At 71.1% G+C, this 15518-nt stretch carries 14 protein-coding genes; 7 read left to right on the top strand and 7 right to left on the bottom strand.

The window, feature by feature from the left end:
* Positions 1–71 precede the first annotated feature (71 nt).
* The 5 genes from ACIA8E_RS04190 to ACIA8E_RS04170 all read right to left on the bottom strand — a co-directional run bounded on the left by ACIA8E_RS04190 (position 72) and on the right by ACIA8E_RS04170 (position 7105).
* Positions 72–1223 carry an XdhC family protein gene (locus ACIA8E_RS04190; protein ID WP_399294258.1) on the bottom strand — a complete coding sequence of 384 codons (1152 nt, stop codon included), beginning with the start codon at positions 1221–1223 and terminating at the stop codon, positions 72–74.
* A 38-nt stretch (positions 1224–1261) separates the two neighbouring features.
* Positions 1262–2725: an NCS2 family permease gene (locus tag ACIA8E_RS04185; protein ID WP_399294255.1), complete on the bottom strand. Its 1464-nt coding sequence runs from the start codon at positions 2723–2725 to the stop codon at positions 1262–1264.
* A 506-nt stretch (positions 2726–3231) separates the two neighbouring features.
* Positions 3232–5616 carry a xanthine dehydrogenase family protein molybdopterin-binding subunit gene (locus ACIA8E_RS04180; protein WP_399295046.1) on the bottom strand — a complete coding sequence of 795 codons (2385 nt, stop codon included), beginning with the start codon at positions 5614–5616 and terminating at the stop codon, positions 3232–3234.
* 2 nt (positions 5617–5618) lie between these two features.
* Positions 5619–6212 (bottom strand): (2Fe-2S)-binding protein, encoded by a 594-nt coding sequence (locus tag ACIA8E_RS04175; protein ID WP_399294252.1) that lies wholly within the window; start codon positions 6210–6212, stop codon positions 5619–5621.
* Between the two features lie 2 nt (positions 6213–6214).
* Complete coding sequence (locus ACIA8E_RS04170; RefSeq protein ID WP_329159545.1) at positions 6215–7105, bottom strand: xanthine dehydrogenase family protein subunit M; 891 nt, start codon at positions 7103–7105, stop codon at positions 6215–6217.
* Positions 7106–7365: 260 nt separating this feature from the next.
* Between ACIA8E_RS04170 and ACIA8E_RS04165 the strand changes: the two genes are divergently transcribed.
* From ACIA8E_RS04165 to ACIA8E_RS04155, 3 genes are all read left to right on the top strand, one after another.
* Positions 7366–9123 (top strand): PucR family transcriptional regulator, encoded by a 1758-nt coding sequence (locus ACIA8E_RS04165; RefSeq protein WP_399294248.1) that lies wholly within the window; start codon positions 7366–7368, stop codon positions 9121–9123.
* Positions 9124–9275: 152 nt separating this feature from the next.
* Positions 9276–10061, top strand: a complete 786-nt coding sequence (locus ACIA8E_RS04160; protein ID WP_399294245.1) for a hypothetical protein — start codon at positions 9276–9278, stop codon at positions 10059–10061.
* 193 nt (positions 10062–10254) lie between these two features.
* Positions 10255–10557, top strand: a complete 303-nt coding sequence (locus ACIA8E_RS04155) for a hypothetical protein (RefSeq protein WP_399294242.1) — start codon at positions 10255–10257, stop codon at positions 10555–10557.
* 55 nt (positions 10558–10612) lie between these two features.
* Here the strand turns inward: ACIA8E_RS04155 and ACIA8E_RS04150 are convergent, their stop codons facing one another.
* Positions 10613–11458 (bottom strand): GntR family transcriptional regulator, encoded by an 846-nt coding sequence (locus ACIA8E_RS04150; RefSeq protein WP_399294239.1) that lies wholly within the window; start codon positions 11456–11458, stop codon positions 10613–10615.
* 145 nt (positions 11459–11603) lie between these two features.
* On the opposite strand from ACIA8E_RS04150, the gene ACIA8E_RS04145 reads away from it, so the two are divergent.
* Positions 11604–12449, top strand: coding sequence for a (2Fe-2S)-binding protein (locus tag ACIA8E_RS04145; protein ID WP_399294236.1), 846 nt, complete (start codon positions 11604–11606; stop codon positions 12447–12449).
* 189 nt (positions 12450–12638) lie between these two features.
* Positions 12639–13718 (top strand): DUF2637 domain-containing protein, encoded by a 1080-nt coding sequence (locus tag ACIA8E_RS04140; RefSeq protein ID WP_399294233.1) that lies wholly within the window; start codon positions 12639–12641, stop codon positions 13716–13718.
* Between the two features lie 99 nt (positions 13719–13817).
* Here ACIA8E_RS04140 and ACIA8E_RS04135 read toward each other — a convergent pair whose 3' ends face one another.
* A complete protein-coding gene (locus tag ACIA8E_RS04135; RefSeq protein ID WP_399294230.1) occupies positions 13818–14192 on the bottom strand; it encodes an ATP-binding protein in 375 nt (124 codons plus the stop codon).
* A 262-nt stretch (positions 14193–14454) separates the two neighbouring features.
* Here ACIA8E_RS04135 and ACIA8E_RS04130 point away from each other — a divergent pair, with 262 nt between their 5' ends.
* Both ACIA8E_RS04130 and ACIA8E_RS04125 read left to right on the top strand, forming a co-directional pair.
* Entirely contained in the window at positions 14455–14847 is a 393-nt protein-coding gene (locus ACIA8E_RS04130; protein WP_399294227.1) for a ribonuclease domain-containing protein, read from the top strand.
* A gap of 103 nt (positions 14848–14950) precedes the next feature.
* Entirely contained in the window at positions 14951–15340 is a 390-nt protein-coding gene (locus tag ACIA8E_RS04125) for a barstar family protein (RefSeq protein WP_399294224.1), read from the top strand.
* Positions 15341–15518: the final 178 nt, after the last annotated feature.

The raw sequence follows: 15518 nt of genomic DNA, 5'->3' as shown, positions 1-15518 counted from the left end.
GGCGGCGTCGCGCCGCGTTCCGGTGAGCACGCACGCCCGCGCCGGATTCCGGGTCGCAGCCCGAGAGCCGGTCAGGCCACCGAAGAGATCCGTCCGGTCACCGGCTGCCCGCTTTCGTGATGGATCGGGGTGTGCGCGCCGGCGAGTGGGACTCCGCTGCCGCCGCGCCGCTCGGCGACGATCTCGGCGGCGATCGACAGGGCGGTCTCCTCCGGGGTGCGTGCGCCGAGATCGAGACCGATCGGCGAGTGCAGCCCGGCCAGTTCGAGTTCGGTGACGCCGACCGCGCGGAGCCGCTCGTTGCGCTCCAGATGGGTGCGGCGCGAGCCCATCGCCCCGACGTACGCAACTCGCAGCTTCAACGCGGTCTCCAGCAGCGGGACGTCGAATTTCGCGTCGTGGGTCAGCACGCACAGGGCCGTGCGCGCATCCACGACGGTGGCCGCCAGATAGCGGTGCGGCCAGTCGACCACCACCTCGTCGGCGTCCGGGAAGCGGGCCTTGGTCGCGAAGACCGGCCGGGCGTCGCACACGGTGACGTGGTACCCGAGGAGTTTGCCGACCCGGACCAGGGCGGCGGCGAAGTCGATGGCCCCGAAGACGATCATCCGGGGCGGTGGGACGCTCGACTCGACGAGCAGCCCGAGCGGCCGGCCGCAGCGCGATCCCTCGGCGCCGATCGTGAGGGGGCCGGTCCGGCCCGCGTCCAGCATCGCGCGGGCCTCGGCCGCCGCGGTGCGGTCCAGCTCCGGATGCCCGCCGAGGCCGCCCTCGTACGAACCGTCGGGACGGACGAGGAGGGGGCGGCCGAGGAGTTCGGCAGGCCCGTCCGTGATCCGTACGACCGCCGCCGCCTCCCCTGTCGCCGCGGCGGTGAGCGCGGCGGCGAACACCGGGCGTGCGGGGTCGTCCGCACGGACCGGTGTCACCAGGATGTCGATGACACCGCCGCAGGTCAGACCCACGGCGAAGGCGTCCTCGTCGCTGTAGCCGAACCGCTCCCGTACGGTGGTGCCGTCGTCGAGGGCCTGTTGGCACAGCTCGTACACCGCGCCCTCCACACACCCGCCGGAGACCGATCCGATCGCCGTGCCGTCGCGGTCGACGGCGAGGGCGGCTCCCGGCTGCCGGGGCGCGCTCCCGCCGACCTCCACGACGGTGGCGACGGCGAATTCGCGTCCCTGCCCGACCCACCTATGGAGCTCTTCGGCGATGTCCAGCATGGCGTGTCTCCTTAAAGCGTGGTGTTCAGGGGCGGGGGTCAGTTGACGCCCAGCCAGCTTTCGATCGGATGCAGAGCGAAGTAGACGACGAAGATCGCCGTCAGACCCCACATGAAACCGCCGATCTCACGGATCTTGCCCTGTGCCACCTTGATCGCGACATAGGAGATCACACCGGCGGCGACGCCCGGGGTGATGCTGTACGTGAACGGCATCAGCACGACGGTGAGGAAGACCGGGACGGCGATCGCGCGGTCGCTCCAGTCGACGTGCTTGGCGTTCTGCATCATCATCGCGCCGATGACGACCAGGGCCGCGGAGGCGACCTGGGGCGGCACGATCGCGGTGAGCGGGGTGAAGAAGAGGCAGGCCGCGAAGAACAGGCCGGTGACCACCGAGGCGAGACCGGTCCGTGCGCCTTCGCCGACGCCGGTCGCCGACTCGACGAACACGGTCTGGCCGGAGCCGCCCGCGACACCGCCGATCGCACCGCCTGCGCCGTCGATGAACAGCGCCTTGGACAGGCCCGGCATCCGGCCCTTCTCGTCGGCCAGCTCGGCCTCCGTACCGACACCGATGATGGTGGCCATCGCGTCGAAGAAGCCGGCCAGCACCAGGGTGAAGACGATGAAGCCGACGGTCATCGCGCCGACGTCGCCCCAGCCGCCGAATTCGACCTTCCCGAAGAGGGAGAAGTCCGGGGCGGAGACCGCGCTGCCGCCCAGTTCCGGCGGCGACATGTTCCATGCCTTGGCGTCGAGACCGGCCGCCTTGTGGACGACGACCGCGATCACGGTGCCGACGACGATGCCGATCAGGATCGCGCCGGGTACGGCGCGGGCCTGCAGCATGAAGATCATCAGGAGGGTGACGCAGAAGATCAGGACGGGCCAGCCGGCGAGCTCGCCGTTGATGCCGAGGGTGACGGGCGGTCCGGTCGGCGAGCCCTTGCCGACGAACCCGGCCTTGTACAGGCCGATCAGGGCGATGAAGAGCCCGATGCCCATGGTGATGCCGTGCTTCAGCGGAAGCGGGATCGCGTTCATGATCAGCTCACGCAGGCCGGTGACCACCAGGAGGCAGATCACCAGGCCGTACATCACGCACATGCCCATGGCCTGCGGCCAGGTCATGGCGGGGGCGACCTGCGACGCGAGTACGCCGGAGACGCTGAGACCGGCGGCGAGCGCCAGCGGCACCTTGCCGACGAGGCCCATCAGCAGGGTGGTCGCGGCCGCGGCGAGCGCGGTGGCGGTGATCAGTCCCGGCTGGCTGAGCAGATGTCCTTCGACGTCCTTCCCGCCGAGGATGAGCGGATTGAGCAGCAGGATGTACGCCATGGCCATGAAGGTCGTGACGCCGCCGCGCACTTCGCGCGCGACGGTGGATCCACGCTCGGATATGTGAAAGTACCTGTCGAGCCAGGATCTGCCGGCGGGGATGCGCGAGCCGGGGCCCGCCTCCTCCGCGATGGTCCTGGGCTCCACTGACTGCTGGGTCATGATGCCTGACTCCCAAGGTTCACAGGGACACCCGCGATGGAGACTCGAAATGCGGGATTTGGGATGACTGCTTGGCTGCACGACCCGGGGGACGGCCCGAGACGAACTGTTCATGCAGAGTGGATGTGCGGGTACTGCTCGGTGGTGCGGGTGTTGCTGCACAGCGGTACTGCGGGTACTGCCGGGTGGTGCCGAGGACCGCGAGCGGTGCGGTACTCCGGGTCTCCGGGCGGTGCCGGCGGCGGAAGTGTGACGTTCCTGGAAGGCACGCACCGCCCGGAGAGTTCGGCGGGAGCCGCTCTCAGAGCCTGTCGGGTGACCTTCGACCGGAGAGCGGACGCGGCATGGTGCGTGCGATTCCAAGGCGCCGGGATGGCCTCGGATGGGGTCTCCCCTGCTCGAACGAAGTCGAGAGCTTGGGGAAGGAGCTACCAGGGCATTTCGGCAACGCCGGAAGCGTGCGCGCCAGGGCGTGGCCGCCCGGTCAGAGGTCACCCGACAGGCTCTCAGGTGCCGGTGAGGTGCTCGGGGCGCACCGGCGTCCTGTTCAGCTCCAGGCCCGTCGCGTCCCGGATCGCCGCGAGGACGGCCGGGGTCGACGACAGGGTCGGGGCCTCACCGATGCCACGGAGCCCGTACGGGGCGTGGTCGTCGGCGAGTTCGAGCACATCGACCGGGATGGTCGGCGTGTCGAGGATGGTGGGGATCAGGTAGTCCGTGAAGGACGGGTTGCGCACCTTCGCGGTCTTCGGGTCGACGATGATCTCCTCCATGACGGCGACGCCCAGTCCCTGAGTGGTGCCGCCCTGGATCTGGCCGACGACGGACAGCGGGTTGAGCGCCTTGCCGACGTCCTGGGCGCAGGCCAGTTCGATGACCTTGACCAGGCCGAGCTCGGTGTCGACCTCGACGACTGCACGGTGCGCGGCGAAGGAGTACTGGACGTGTCCGTTGCCCTGTCCGGTGCGCAGGTCGAACGCCTCGGTGGGCCGGTGGCGCCACTCCAGCTCGATGTCGACCGCCTCGTCCTCCAGTACGTCGACCAGATCGGCCAGCACCTCGCCGCCGTCGGTGACGACCTTGCCGCCTTCGAGGAGCAGATCGGCGGTGGCCCAGGCGGGGTGGTACGTACCGAACTTGCGGCGGCCGATCTCCAGGACCTTCTCGCGGACGGCCTCGCAGGAGTGCTTCACGGCGCCGCCGGTGACGTATGTCTGCCGGGAGGCGGAGGTGGATCCGGCCGAGCCGACCCGGGTGTCGGCCGGCTGGATGGTGACCTGGGCGACGCCCAGCTCGGTGCGGGCGATCTGGGCGTGGACGGTGACGCCGCCCTGCCCGACCTCCGCCATCGCCGTGTGCACGGTGGCGACCGGTACACCGCCGACGACCTCCATCCGGACCCGGGCGGTGGAGTAGTCGTCGAAGCCCTCGGAGAAGCCGACGTTCTTGAGGCCGACCGCGTAGCCGATGCCGCGTACGACGCCTTCGCCGTGGGTGGTGTTCGACAGACCGCCGGGCAGGGCCCGCACGTCGGCCTCCTCACCGGCGACCTCCCACTGGCGCTCGGGCGGCAGCGGCCGGGCCTTGACCCGGCGCAGCAGCTCGGCGACCGGGGCGGGCGAGTCGACGACCTGCCCGGTCGGCAGGAGGGAGCCCTGCTCCATGGCGTTGAGCTGCCTGAACCCGACGGGGTCCATGCCCAGTTCGGTGGCGAGCTTGTCCATCTGCGCCTCGTAGGCGAAGCACGCCTGGACCGCGCCGAAGCCGCGCATGGCGCCGCACGGCGGGTTGTTCGTGTAGAGCGCGATCGCTTCGATGTCGACGTCGTCGATGACGTACGGGCCGACGGAGAGCGAGGAGGCGTTGCCGACGACGGCCGGGGAGGCGGAGGCGTAGGCGCCGCCGTCGAGCACGATGCGGCACTTCATGTGGGTGAGCTTGCCGTCGCGGGTGGCGCCGTGCTCGTACCAGAGCTTCGCGGGGTGGCGGTGGACATGTCCGAAGAAGGACTCGAACCGGTTATAGACGATCTTGACCGGCTTGCCGGTGCGGAGCGCCAGCAGGCAGGCGTGGATCTGCATCGACAGGTCCTCGCGGCCGCCGAAGGCGCCGCCGACGCCGGAGAGCGTCATGCGGACCTTGTCCTCGGGCAGGCCGAGGACGGGGGCGATCTGGCGGAGGTCGGAGTGCAGCCACTGCGTGGCGACGTACAGATCGACGCCGCCGTCCTCGGCGGGGACCGCCAAGCCGGACTCGGGACCGAGGAAGGCCTGGTCCTGCATGCCGAAGACGTACTCGCCGCTGACAATGACATCGGCCCGGGCCGCTGCCGCGTCCGCGTCGCCGCGGACGATGGGCTGGCGGTGGACGACGTTCGGGTGCGGGACGTGCCCGGCGTGGTGGTCGTCGCGCCCCTCGTGGATGAGGATCGCGTCGGGGGCGGTGGCGGACGCCTCGTCGGTGATGACGGGCAGCTCGCGGTAGTCGATCCTGATCTTCGCGGCGGCGCGGCGGGCCGTCTCCGGGTGGTCGGCGGCGACGAGCGCCACCGGTTCGCCGTGGTGACGGACCTTGCCGTGGGCGAGGACGGGGGTGTCCTGGATCTCCAGGCCGTAGTTCTTCACCGAGGTCGGCAGGTCGTCGTAGGTGAGTACGGCGTGGACGCCGGGGGTGGCGAGCGCCTCGGAGATGTCGATCGAGACGATCTCGGCGTGCGCCACCTTGGAGCGCAGCGTGTGGCCCCAGAGCATGTCCTCGTGCCACATGTCCGAGGAGTACGCGAACTCGCCGGTGACCTTCAGGATGCCGTCGGGGCGGAGCGTGGACTCGCCGACGCCGCCCTTGGTGCGGGTGCCCTGGTGGATGTTCGTGGGGGAGCCGGTAACGCCCATCGTCACACCGTCTCTTCCGCGCGGGCGGCCGCGAGGCGGACCGCGTCGAGGATCTTCTCGTAGCCGGTGCAGCGGCAGAGGTTGCCGGAGAGCGCCTCTCGGATGTCCGCGTCGGACGGCTCCGGGTTGCGTTCCAGCAGCTCGTCGGCGGCGACCAGCAGGCCGGGGGTGCAGAAGCCGCACTGGACGGCGCCGGCGTCGATGAACGCCTGCTGGATCGGGGAGAGTTCGCCGGTGTCCCGGGACTTTTCGGCGGCCGGCCTGGCCTCCCACCGGCGGGCCTGGTCGAGCGAGGTACCACAGGCGCTGGAGGCGCAGCCGCTGCCGGGGTGCGCCTCGGACCGGTGGGCGGCGAAGTCGGCGAGGCCCTCCACCGTGACGACCTCGCGGCCCTCCACCTGGCCCGCGGCGACCAGGCAGGAGCAGACCGGGACGCCGTCCAGGCGGACCGTGCAGGAGCCGCACTCGCCCTGCTCGCAGGCGTTCTTGGAACCGGGCAGGCCCATCCGCTCGCGCAGCACGTAGAGGAGGGACTCGCCCTCCCAGACGTCGTCGGCCTCGTGCTTACGGCCGTTGACCGTGAAATTGACGCGCATGATCAGGCAGCTCCTTCGGTGCTGCGGCCGTTGCCGCGGTACGACTCCCAGGTCCAGCCGAGGGTGCGGCGGGCCATGATTCCCACCGCGTGCCTGCGGTAGCTCGCGGTGCCGCGCACATCATCGATCGGGTTGCAGGCGCCGGCGGCAAGCATGGCGAACTGCGCGGCGATGGACGGCGTGATGATGGTGCGGCTGTCCCAGAACCCGCCCTCTTCGAGCGCGGCGTTCAGGAATTCCTCCGCCTCCTTCGCCCGGACGGGTGTCGGGGCGGCGGAGCCGATGCCGGTACGAACCGTGCGGGTCTCGGGGTGCAGGGCCAGGCCGAAGGCACAGACGGCGATGACCATCGCGTTGCGGGTGCCGACCTTCGAGTACTGCTGTGGCCCGTCGGCCTTCTTGATGTGCACGGCCCGGATCAGCTCGTCCGGTTCGAGGGCGTTGCGCTTGACGCCGGTGTAGAAGGCGTCGATCGGGATCATCCGGGTGCCGCGCACGGACTCGGCCTCGACCTCGGCGCCCGCGGCGAGCAGCGCCGGGTGCGCGTCACCGGCGGGCGACGCGGTGCCGAGGTTGCCGCCGACGCCGCCGCGGTTACGGATCTGCGGCGATGCGACGGTGTGCGAGGCGAGCGCCAGACCGGGCAGCTCGGCCCGCAGGTGCTCCATGATGTGGCTGTACGGCACGGAGGCGCCGAGCCGCACGTCCTCCTGGCCCACCTCCCACTCGGACAGCTCACCGATGCGGTTCAGGTCCAGGAGGTACTCGGGCCGCCGGTGGTCGAAGTTGATCTCGACCATCACATCGGTACCGCCCGCGATGGGCACAGCCGTCGGGTGCTCGGCCTTGGCGGCGAGCGCCTCCTCCCAGCTGGCGGGGCGAAGGAAGTCCATGAGTGGCTCTCTTCTTCTCAATCGGGTCGTTCGCTGGGGCTGGGGACGGCCGGCCCTCGATTGGCTTGTTCATGTGCTCTTAACGCGGTGTGTGGCCCAGTACACAACCGGGACTCCACGCGGTGCAGTCACCGAAACCATGAAGGAGTTGGCTGGTCTCCGTCCTCGTCTTGTAGATTCGAACGAATGGCGGGGCTCAGTAACCTCACCGCAATACCCAGTTTTCACCCGCACCAACGAAAGAGATCGGCGGCAACGACATGCGGCTGCGCGCACTGCTGGAAACCGATGCGCTGGGCCTGCGGCTGCTCGGCGGCGAGGACGAGCTCGACCGGTCCGTCCGCGGCGTCATGACCACCGACCTGCGGGACCCGAGCCGCTATCTGACCGGCGGCGAGCTGGTCCTGACCGGCCTGGCCTGGCGCCGGGACGCGGCGGACTCGGAGCCGTTCGTACGGATCCTCACCGGCGCCGGGGTCGCCGGGCTCGCGGCGGGCGAGGCGGAGCTCGGCGAGATCCCGGGCGATCTGATCGAGGCGTGCGAGCGGCATCATCTGCCGCTCTTCGCCGTCCACGAGACCGTCGCGTTCGCAACGATCACCGAGTACGTGGTGCGTCAGGTCTCGGGCGAGCGGGCGGGCGATCTGGCGGCGGTCGTCGACCGGCACCGCAGGCTGATGACCTCGGGTCCGGCCGGTGGCGGCCCGGAGGTGGTCCTCGACCTGCTCGGATCCGACCTCGACCTGCACGCCTGGGTACTCTCCCCCACTGGTCGGCAGATCGCGGGCGCCGGTTGTGCGCCGCTGCCCGGACAGGTGGGCGCAACGCTGGCGGGCCACCATCTGGCCGCCACCCGCACCGGCCGCCGGGGTCCGCACCGGGCCACGGTCGACGGCGTCACGTATTCGCTGTTCCCGATCCGCAACACCGGCCGGGGCGCTGCGCCCGCCTCCCGCGACGTCCGCGAGTCGGTGCTCTCCGACTGGCTGCTCGCCGTCGAGGCCGACGCGAGCGACTGGCCGGCCGCCCGGCTGGATCTGCTCCAGGGCGTCACCCAGCTGATCGCGGTCGAACGGGACCGGCGCGACGCGGCCCGTACGGTACGCCGCAGGCTCGCCCAGGAAGTCCTGGAACTGGTCCAGACGGGCGCCGCACCCACCGAAATCGCGGCCAGGCTGCGGGTCGCCGCCCCGGTCCTGCTGCCCGGACTGGGTTCTGCCCCGCACTGGCAGGTCGTGGTGGCCCGGGTCGACTGGGGGGCGGACGGCGCGCCGGGCCCCACGGGCGGGCCGGTCACATCCGGCATCGCGGGCGGCCCGGTCGCCCAGGCGCTGCTGGAGGAGATCCTCGTCGACCCGGCGGTCACCGGCCCCGACTCCGCCGACCGGATCGCGGTCGCGCACACCGGCGACGAGGCCATCGCCCTCGTCCCGCTGCCCGCCCGCGCCACATCGCCTGCCGATGCCACGGACCTGGCGGAGGCCGACGACGCAGGCGGTGCAGTGACGGCCAAGGATGACCCGGCGCTGCACGCGGACGCACTGCTCGCCGCCGTTCGCGAACCGCTCTCCGCGGGTCTCGCCGACGACGGCCGCCTGACACTGGGTGTCAGCGCCGCCGTGCACTCCCCCGAGGGTCTGCGCGGCGCCCTCGAGGAGGCCCGGCACGCCCGCCGGGTGGCGGCGGCCCGTCCGGGCCGGGTCTGCGCGGCAGGTCACCACGAGCTGGCCTCGCACGTCCTGCTGCTGCCGTTCGTCCCCGACGATGTGCGCCGTGCGTTCACCGCACGGCTGCTCGACCCGCTGCGCGACTACGACCGCCGCCACCGCGCCGAACTCATCCCTACGCTGGAAGCGTTCCTGGACTGCGACGGTTCGTGGACCCGCTGCGCGGCCCGGCTGCACCTGCACGTCAACACATTGCGCTACCGGGTCGGGCGAATCGAGCAGTTGACGGGGCGTGACCTTTCCCGCCTGGAGGACAAGCTCGATTTCTTCCTGGCCCTGCGTATGAGCTGACTCGGCGGACCTATCACAGTCCTGCCCGCGACCTACCGATTGTGAATTCATTCACCTGACCCCTTGGCCCGGCGTGCCATTCCGTGCTGAGATGCCGCCAGACTCAACAGCTCAATGGCGCGCTCGGGGAGGGCAATGTGGCGCATACCGCCATGTCTGGTTCCGGAACGACAGCAGATGACGATCCGCCGCTCCAGACAGCGGTATGGCGGCTGCGGTCACGCGCCTGCTGGACGGATGCCGCTGCTCTGCTCGAGCACGACGCCGCCGCCGATCCGGCCGCGGCGCTCCAGCGGACGGCGCTGCTCACCGAGCGGTGCCTGTACACCGGCCAGGGCTGGACCGACGCCGAGGACGCCCTGCGCACCGCCGAGGCCCTCGCGCACGACGACGCCGAGCGCGGGGCCGCGGCCTGTGAACGGGGTCACCTGGCGTACGCGTCGACACTTCTCGGGGTACGGGACCGGGCCGACGAGGCCCGTGTCGCGCTGAGCCGGTCCGCGGCTCTGCTCTCCCCCGCCGCCCCGGCGCGACCGCTGCTGGACTTCCGCCGGGGCCTGATCGCACAGAACATCGCCGACTCGCCGCAGGCCGCCCGCGCCGCGTACCGCAGGGCGCACGCCGGCGCCACGGCCCAGGGCGACGAACTGCTGCTCTCCTCCACCTGGCGCCATCTCGCGCTGCTCTCGCTGCGCGAGGGCGAACTGGCCGAGGCCCGGCACGGGTTCGCCGAGTCGCTGCGGATAAGGGAGGAGCTGGGCTACCTGGTCGGCACGGCCCCGGCCCTCATCGCCCTGGCGGATACCGAACCGGAACCGGAGGCGGCTGCACGGCTGCGCGCCGAGGCGGGCCGCCTCTTCCGCCTCCTGGGCGGCGTCCCTTCCTGGCTGGCCCCGCATCTGGACCCGCCCGCCCCGGAGACGGCCGAGTCGAACTGAGCACGGGCCCGCCGCGGAGGACCGTCAGGCACGGTCCTCGACCGGGTCGCCGGGCTGCCGGCCCGCGTCGCTCCACTCGGGGGTCGGCGTCGGGCGCGGCGGAGCGGGCGGCGGGGTCGGGCCGCGGTTCGGGTTCTGTGGTACGGCGGCGGCGGGCTTTCCGTTCTGCCCGCTGCTGTCGCGCAGGGGCGGCGTGACCGGGGACTTCGGCGGTGCGGGCTTCCTCGTCGGCGGCACGGCGACCGCGGCGGAGGCGGACGGGGTCGCGAAGCGCGTCGGCGAAGGCGCGGCGGGATCCGCTGGTGTACGGGTGGGGCTCGCGCTCGGCGACGGCGTCGCGGGAGCGGGCGTCCCGGGAGGCTTCCCGGTGGACCTGCCGGACTCGGAGCAGCCCGCCGCCGCCATCGCCAGTCCCAGCACCAACAGCAGCGCGGACACCGGCCAAGGTCCTCGGTTCCGTATCATCCCCGCCCCCTCGAAAACGATCATGCGATGAGAGGCAGAGCATCCACCGCGGTCCGTGGATGTGCCGGCAGCCCGGACGAGGGAGGTCAGCGGTCCGCGCCGGCGAAGTGTTCGCGTACCAGCGACTGGACGACGGGCAGGTCCTCGGCGATCAGCGCGTCGAGCAGTGCGGTGTGTTCCACGGCGTCGGCAAGGAGGTCGGCCCGGCGGGTGGCCGGGTTGTGCCCCAGGGGCCACTGGGAGCGGCGGTGCAGGTCGTCGGCGACCATCACGAGTTGCTGGTTGCCGGAGAGCGCGAGGACCGCTCGGTGGAAGGCCCGGTCGGACTCCGCGTAGCTCGCCCGGTCGCCCATCGCGGCGGCCGCGACCGTGGCATCGGCCAGCGGGCGCAGGGCGGTCCACCGAGCCTGGTCCACGGTGCGGGCCAGCCGCAGCATGACAGGGACCTCGATCAGGGCGCGCACCTCGGCCAGCTCGGCCAGCTCGTGGGGGCCGCGCTCGGCAACCCGGAAGCCCCGGTTCGGGACGACCTCCACGGCACCCTCGATGGCGAGCTGCTGCATCGCCTCACGGACCGGTGTCGCCGAGACGCCGAAGCGGGCGCCGAGCACCGGGGCGGAGTAGACCTGGCCCGGCAGCAGCTCACCGTCGACGAGGGCGGCGCGCAGTGCGTCCAGGATCTGCCCGCGTACGGAGTGCCGCTGCACCACGACGCGGGGCACGGCCGGCTCGCAGTGGGTGTGCTCCCCGCGGGCCTGCTCGCCGCGCGGCTGTTCACCGGGGGACTGCGCACCGGGTGGCTGCTCGTCCCGCGTCCGCTGGGCGCGCGCCTGCCCCGGCACCCGGTCGGGGGCCTCGGCCGGCCCGGAGCAGGCCGATGCGGTGGACGTGTACGGCGGTCGCACCTGTTGATGCGCTCTGCCCTGCTCCACTCCGACCTCCTCGGCCTGCTCCGGGCCGGCCCGCCTGCGCCATGCCTCCCGTGCACGATAGGCGGAGGAGGGCGCAGTTCAAACATCGATCTCTTCGGGTAAGGTAAGGCTTACCTGCAAACGATCGCGATTCGGTGGTCCCTGCATGACCCTCCCCACCCTGCTTCCCGGCACAACGACGTCCGCCGTGTCGGACGCGTACACCCGCCTGGCCGAGGTCTTCCCCGGGCTGCGTGCCGAGGTTCTCGGGGACGACGAACCGACTCCGTCCGGCGTCGGCTGGGTGGGTGCGCACGAGCTCGCGGCCGGCGGCGCCGCCCTGGACACGTTTCTCGCCTGGGACAACGTGCAGGTGCTGCGGGACTACGGGCAGCAGGCGAGGCCCGACGTGGTCGCCAGCTTCGGCCTGCACCGCTACGCCTGGCCGGCGTGTCTGCTGGTGACAGTGCCGTGGTTCCTGCACCGGCGGGTGCCGCGGATCCCCGTCGAGGATGTGGCGTTCCAGCGCGCCCTGGGCCATCTGACCGTGCGCGTACGGGAGTTCGCCTGCCTGCCGGACGATCCGGCGGCCGCGCTGCCGGGGGCCAGGGTGGTGGCGGACGAAACGGCGCTGCGCGCCGAGGTGCTGGCCGCGGTGGCCGAACACATCGGTCCGGTGCTCGACGGCTTCGGCCCCCGGATGCGCCGCGGCAAGCGGGCCCTGTGGGGCATGGCGACGGACGAGATCGTCGAGGGCCTCTGGTACATCGCCCATCTGCTCGGCGAGGAGCGGCGGGCGATGACCGAACTGGAGGTGCTCCTTCCGGGTACCACCGAGCCGTATGTCGGCACGGCGGGCTTCCGTGAACTGACCGGGCCGAACGGCGAGTCGCTGCCCACCCGCGACCGGGCCAGCTGCTGCCTCTTCTACACGCTGCGGCCCGAGGACACCTGCGTCACCTGCCCGCGCACGTGCGACACCGACCGGGTGCGGAAGCTGACGCCCGCCTGATCCGTGCTGCTCGCGGATGGCGAAATTCGAACACAACTCGGTTGTCACAGACGGGCGTTCGAGGAGTTTCGGCCCATCCGTACGGCCCGCCACCCCAATGGCATCCTCTTGCCCCGAAACCCCCTGAGCCCGAAGGGATTTCCGCCACTATGGCGCCCGAAACCCCTAACGCGATGCAAGGGACCGCGCATGAGACTGACCGACATATCGCTGAACTGGCTACTTCCGGGCGCAGTCCTGCTCGTGGGGGTCATTGCGGCGGTGGCGATGGTCGCGCGCGGCAAGCGCGCCGCTGACAAGTCCGCGGCCGACGACAGCTGGGAACGCAGCGAGGACCGGCGCAGGCGCAAGGAGGCGCTCTACGCCACCGCCTCGTACGTGCTGCTGTTCTGCTGCGCGGCAGTCGCCGCCGCCCTCTCCTTCCACGGACTGGTCGGCTTCGGCCGGCAGAACCTCAGCCTCTCCGGGGGCTGGGAGTACCTCGTACCGTTCGGCCTCGACGGAGCGGCGATGTTCTGCTCCGTGCTCGCCGTGCGCGAGGCCAGCCACGGTGACGCGGCGCTCGGCTCCCGGCTGCTGGTGTGGACGTTCGCGGGTGCGGCCGCCTGGTTCAACTGGGTGCACGCGCCGCGCGGCATGGACCACGCGGGCGCCCCGCACTTCTTCGCGGGGATGTCGCTGTCCGCGGCGGTGCTGTTCGACCGGGCACTGAAGCAGACCCGCCGGGCCGCGCTGCGCGAACAGGGCCTGGTACCCCGTCCGCTGCCGCAGATCCGGATCGTACGGTGGCTGCGCGCACCCCGGGAGACCTTCGGTGCCTGGTCGTTGATGCTGCTGGAGGGCGTACGCACGCTGGACGAAGCGGTCGACGAGGTACGCGAGGACCGGCGGGAGAAGGAGCAGAACCGTCTCCGCAGGAGGGACCAGGAGAAGCTGGACCGGGCCCACATCAAGGCCCTGAACCGGCAGAACCGGGCCTGGGGCCGGGCCGGCCGGGGCGATGCCCAGATCGACGTAGCGGCCATCGCCCCGGCGGCGGACTCCGCACAGTCCGTCGTGGAGCCCGCCATGACGGACCCGGGACAGCTGCCTCTGCGACCCAGACCATCCCTGCAAGCCGTGAGCGGCGCGAGCTCGAAGGGCTCCCCGGACCGCAGCACAAGTGATCCGAGGACCGTCGACCTCACCGCCGAGGACGACACCCAGGCCCTGCCCCGGCTCGACTCGCTGGAGCGGAAACTCAAGGACCTGGAGCAGCAGTTCGGCTGATCGAGACCCTGCTCCGCGGTACTCGGACGGTCAACGTCCGTGCGGCGAAAGGCGGAAGGCTCCGTCCCGGCATCCGGCCCACCCGGACTCCCAGGACCCTCAGGGCCTTCCGCCGTCCAGTTCGAACCAGACCACCTTGCCCAACGCGTGTGCCTTCACGCCCCAGGCGTCCGCAAGACTCTGCACCAGGATCAGCCCCCTGCCGTGCGTACCGTCGTCGGCGTTCGGTACGTACGACATGGGCAGTCCGGATACGAAATCCCGCACCTCGACCCGCAGGGTCGCCGGCGCAACGGTCACCGTGACGACCGCGCCGTGCCGCGTATGGACCAGAGCGTTCGTCACCAGTTCGCTCAACAGGAGCTCCGCCACCTCGGCCGACTCCTCGCGCCATCGGTATCGTAGGAATTCCCGCAGCGCACAGCGCACTTCGGAGATGTCCGCCAGATCGGTATGAGCCAGTCTGCGGTGCATTCGAATCAGCTGCTGGCGCTCCATCGTTTCCCCCGCGTGCACAGTGAATCACCCCCTTCTCTTCGAACTCCTTCCCGGGATGCATGCCCCGCACGCGAGCTGTCACGCTTGTCGACTCATCAATAAGCACATATGAGGACGGGACAGCCCGCCCATCCTCGGAAACACGGCCGACACATTCCCGTCGCTGCGGTTAACTTCCAAAAAATTCACACGAGTTGGCGTTGACGCGGACATGTCTACGCGCGTCATCATGGTGGACATGCGAATCCCCCCACGGATCACCACGCTCGGCGGTATCGCCGCCCTCCTGTCCGTCCTCTTCGTCGGCGGCCCGCTCACGGCGTCCGCCACCGCCGCCACCACATCGGTCGGCAGCATCTGCTACTCGGACCTTCCGTCCCAGGCACACGACACGCTCGATCTCATCGAGGCGGGCGGCCCCTTCCCCTACTCGCAGGACGGCATCGTCTTCCAGAACCGGGAAGGCGTGCTGCCCAGCCAGAACACCGGCTACTACCACGAGTACACGGTGATCACCCCGGGCTCGCCGACCCGCGGCGCGCGACGCATCGTCACGGGTGAGCAGAGCCAGGAGGACTACTACACCGCCGACCACTACGTCACGTTCGACCTCGTCGACCACGGCTGCTGAGGCTCCACCGGCAGCATCCTCCGGACCGGTCCGCGCCGTAGCCCCCCACCTGCGGCGCGGATCACCGGACCGACGAGACGACGGTGCCTTGTACCCTGCGCCCATGACCGTGACCTATGTGATCGACGGCTCCGAAGTCACCGGACTGGAACGGTTCTGGCAGGTGATCGGCGAGGCGGTGAACGGTCCCGGTGGCTACTTCGGCCGCAACCTCGACGCCTTCGCGGACTGTCTGAGCGGCGGCATGGGGACACCGGACGACGGCGACTTCGTCATCGAGTGGCGCGACCACACAAGCTCCGCGCGCGCCCTGGGCCACGAGGAGACCGCACGCCACGTGCGCCGACTGCTCGGCCGGGCACACCCCACCAACCGGCCGTCCCTCCAGCGGAATCTGGACGAGGCGCTGGCCGGACAAGGACCGACGCTGTTCGACCAACTGGTGGAGATCATCGAGGAACGGACCGCGCCCGGCACACTCCGACTGCGCTGACCGTCGTCGCGCCTGCGGCCGCGCACCCGCGCACCCGCGCACCCGCGCACCCGCGCACGGAGTGCGTATGCCTCCGGTGACCACCGGGGTACGTCGTCCGTCACGGACCCGCACCAGGGGTGCCCCGCGCGCCGCCGGGGAAGTGGTGCCATGAGCACCCCGCAGCCGCCGACCCCGA

This window comes from Streptomyces sp. NPDC051664 (assembly GCF_044453545.1).
Classification (GTDB): Bacteria; Actinomycetota; Actinomycetes; order Streptomycetales; family Streptomycetaceae; genus Streptomyces.
This window is presented reverse-complemented; position numbering and strand designations above follow the sequence as displayed.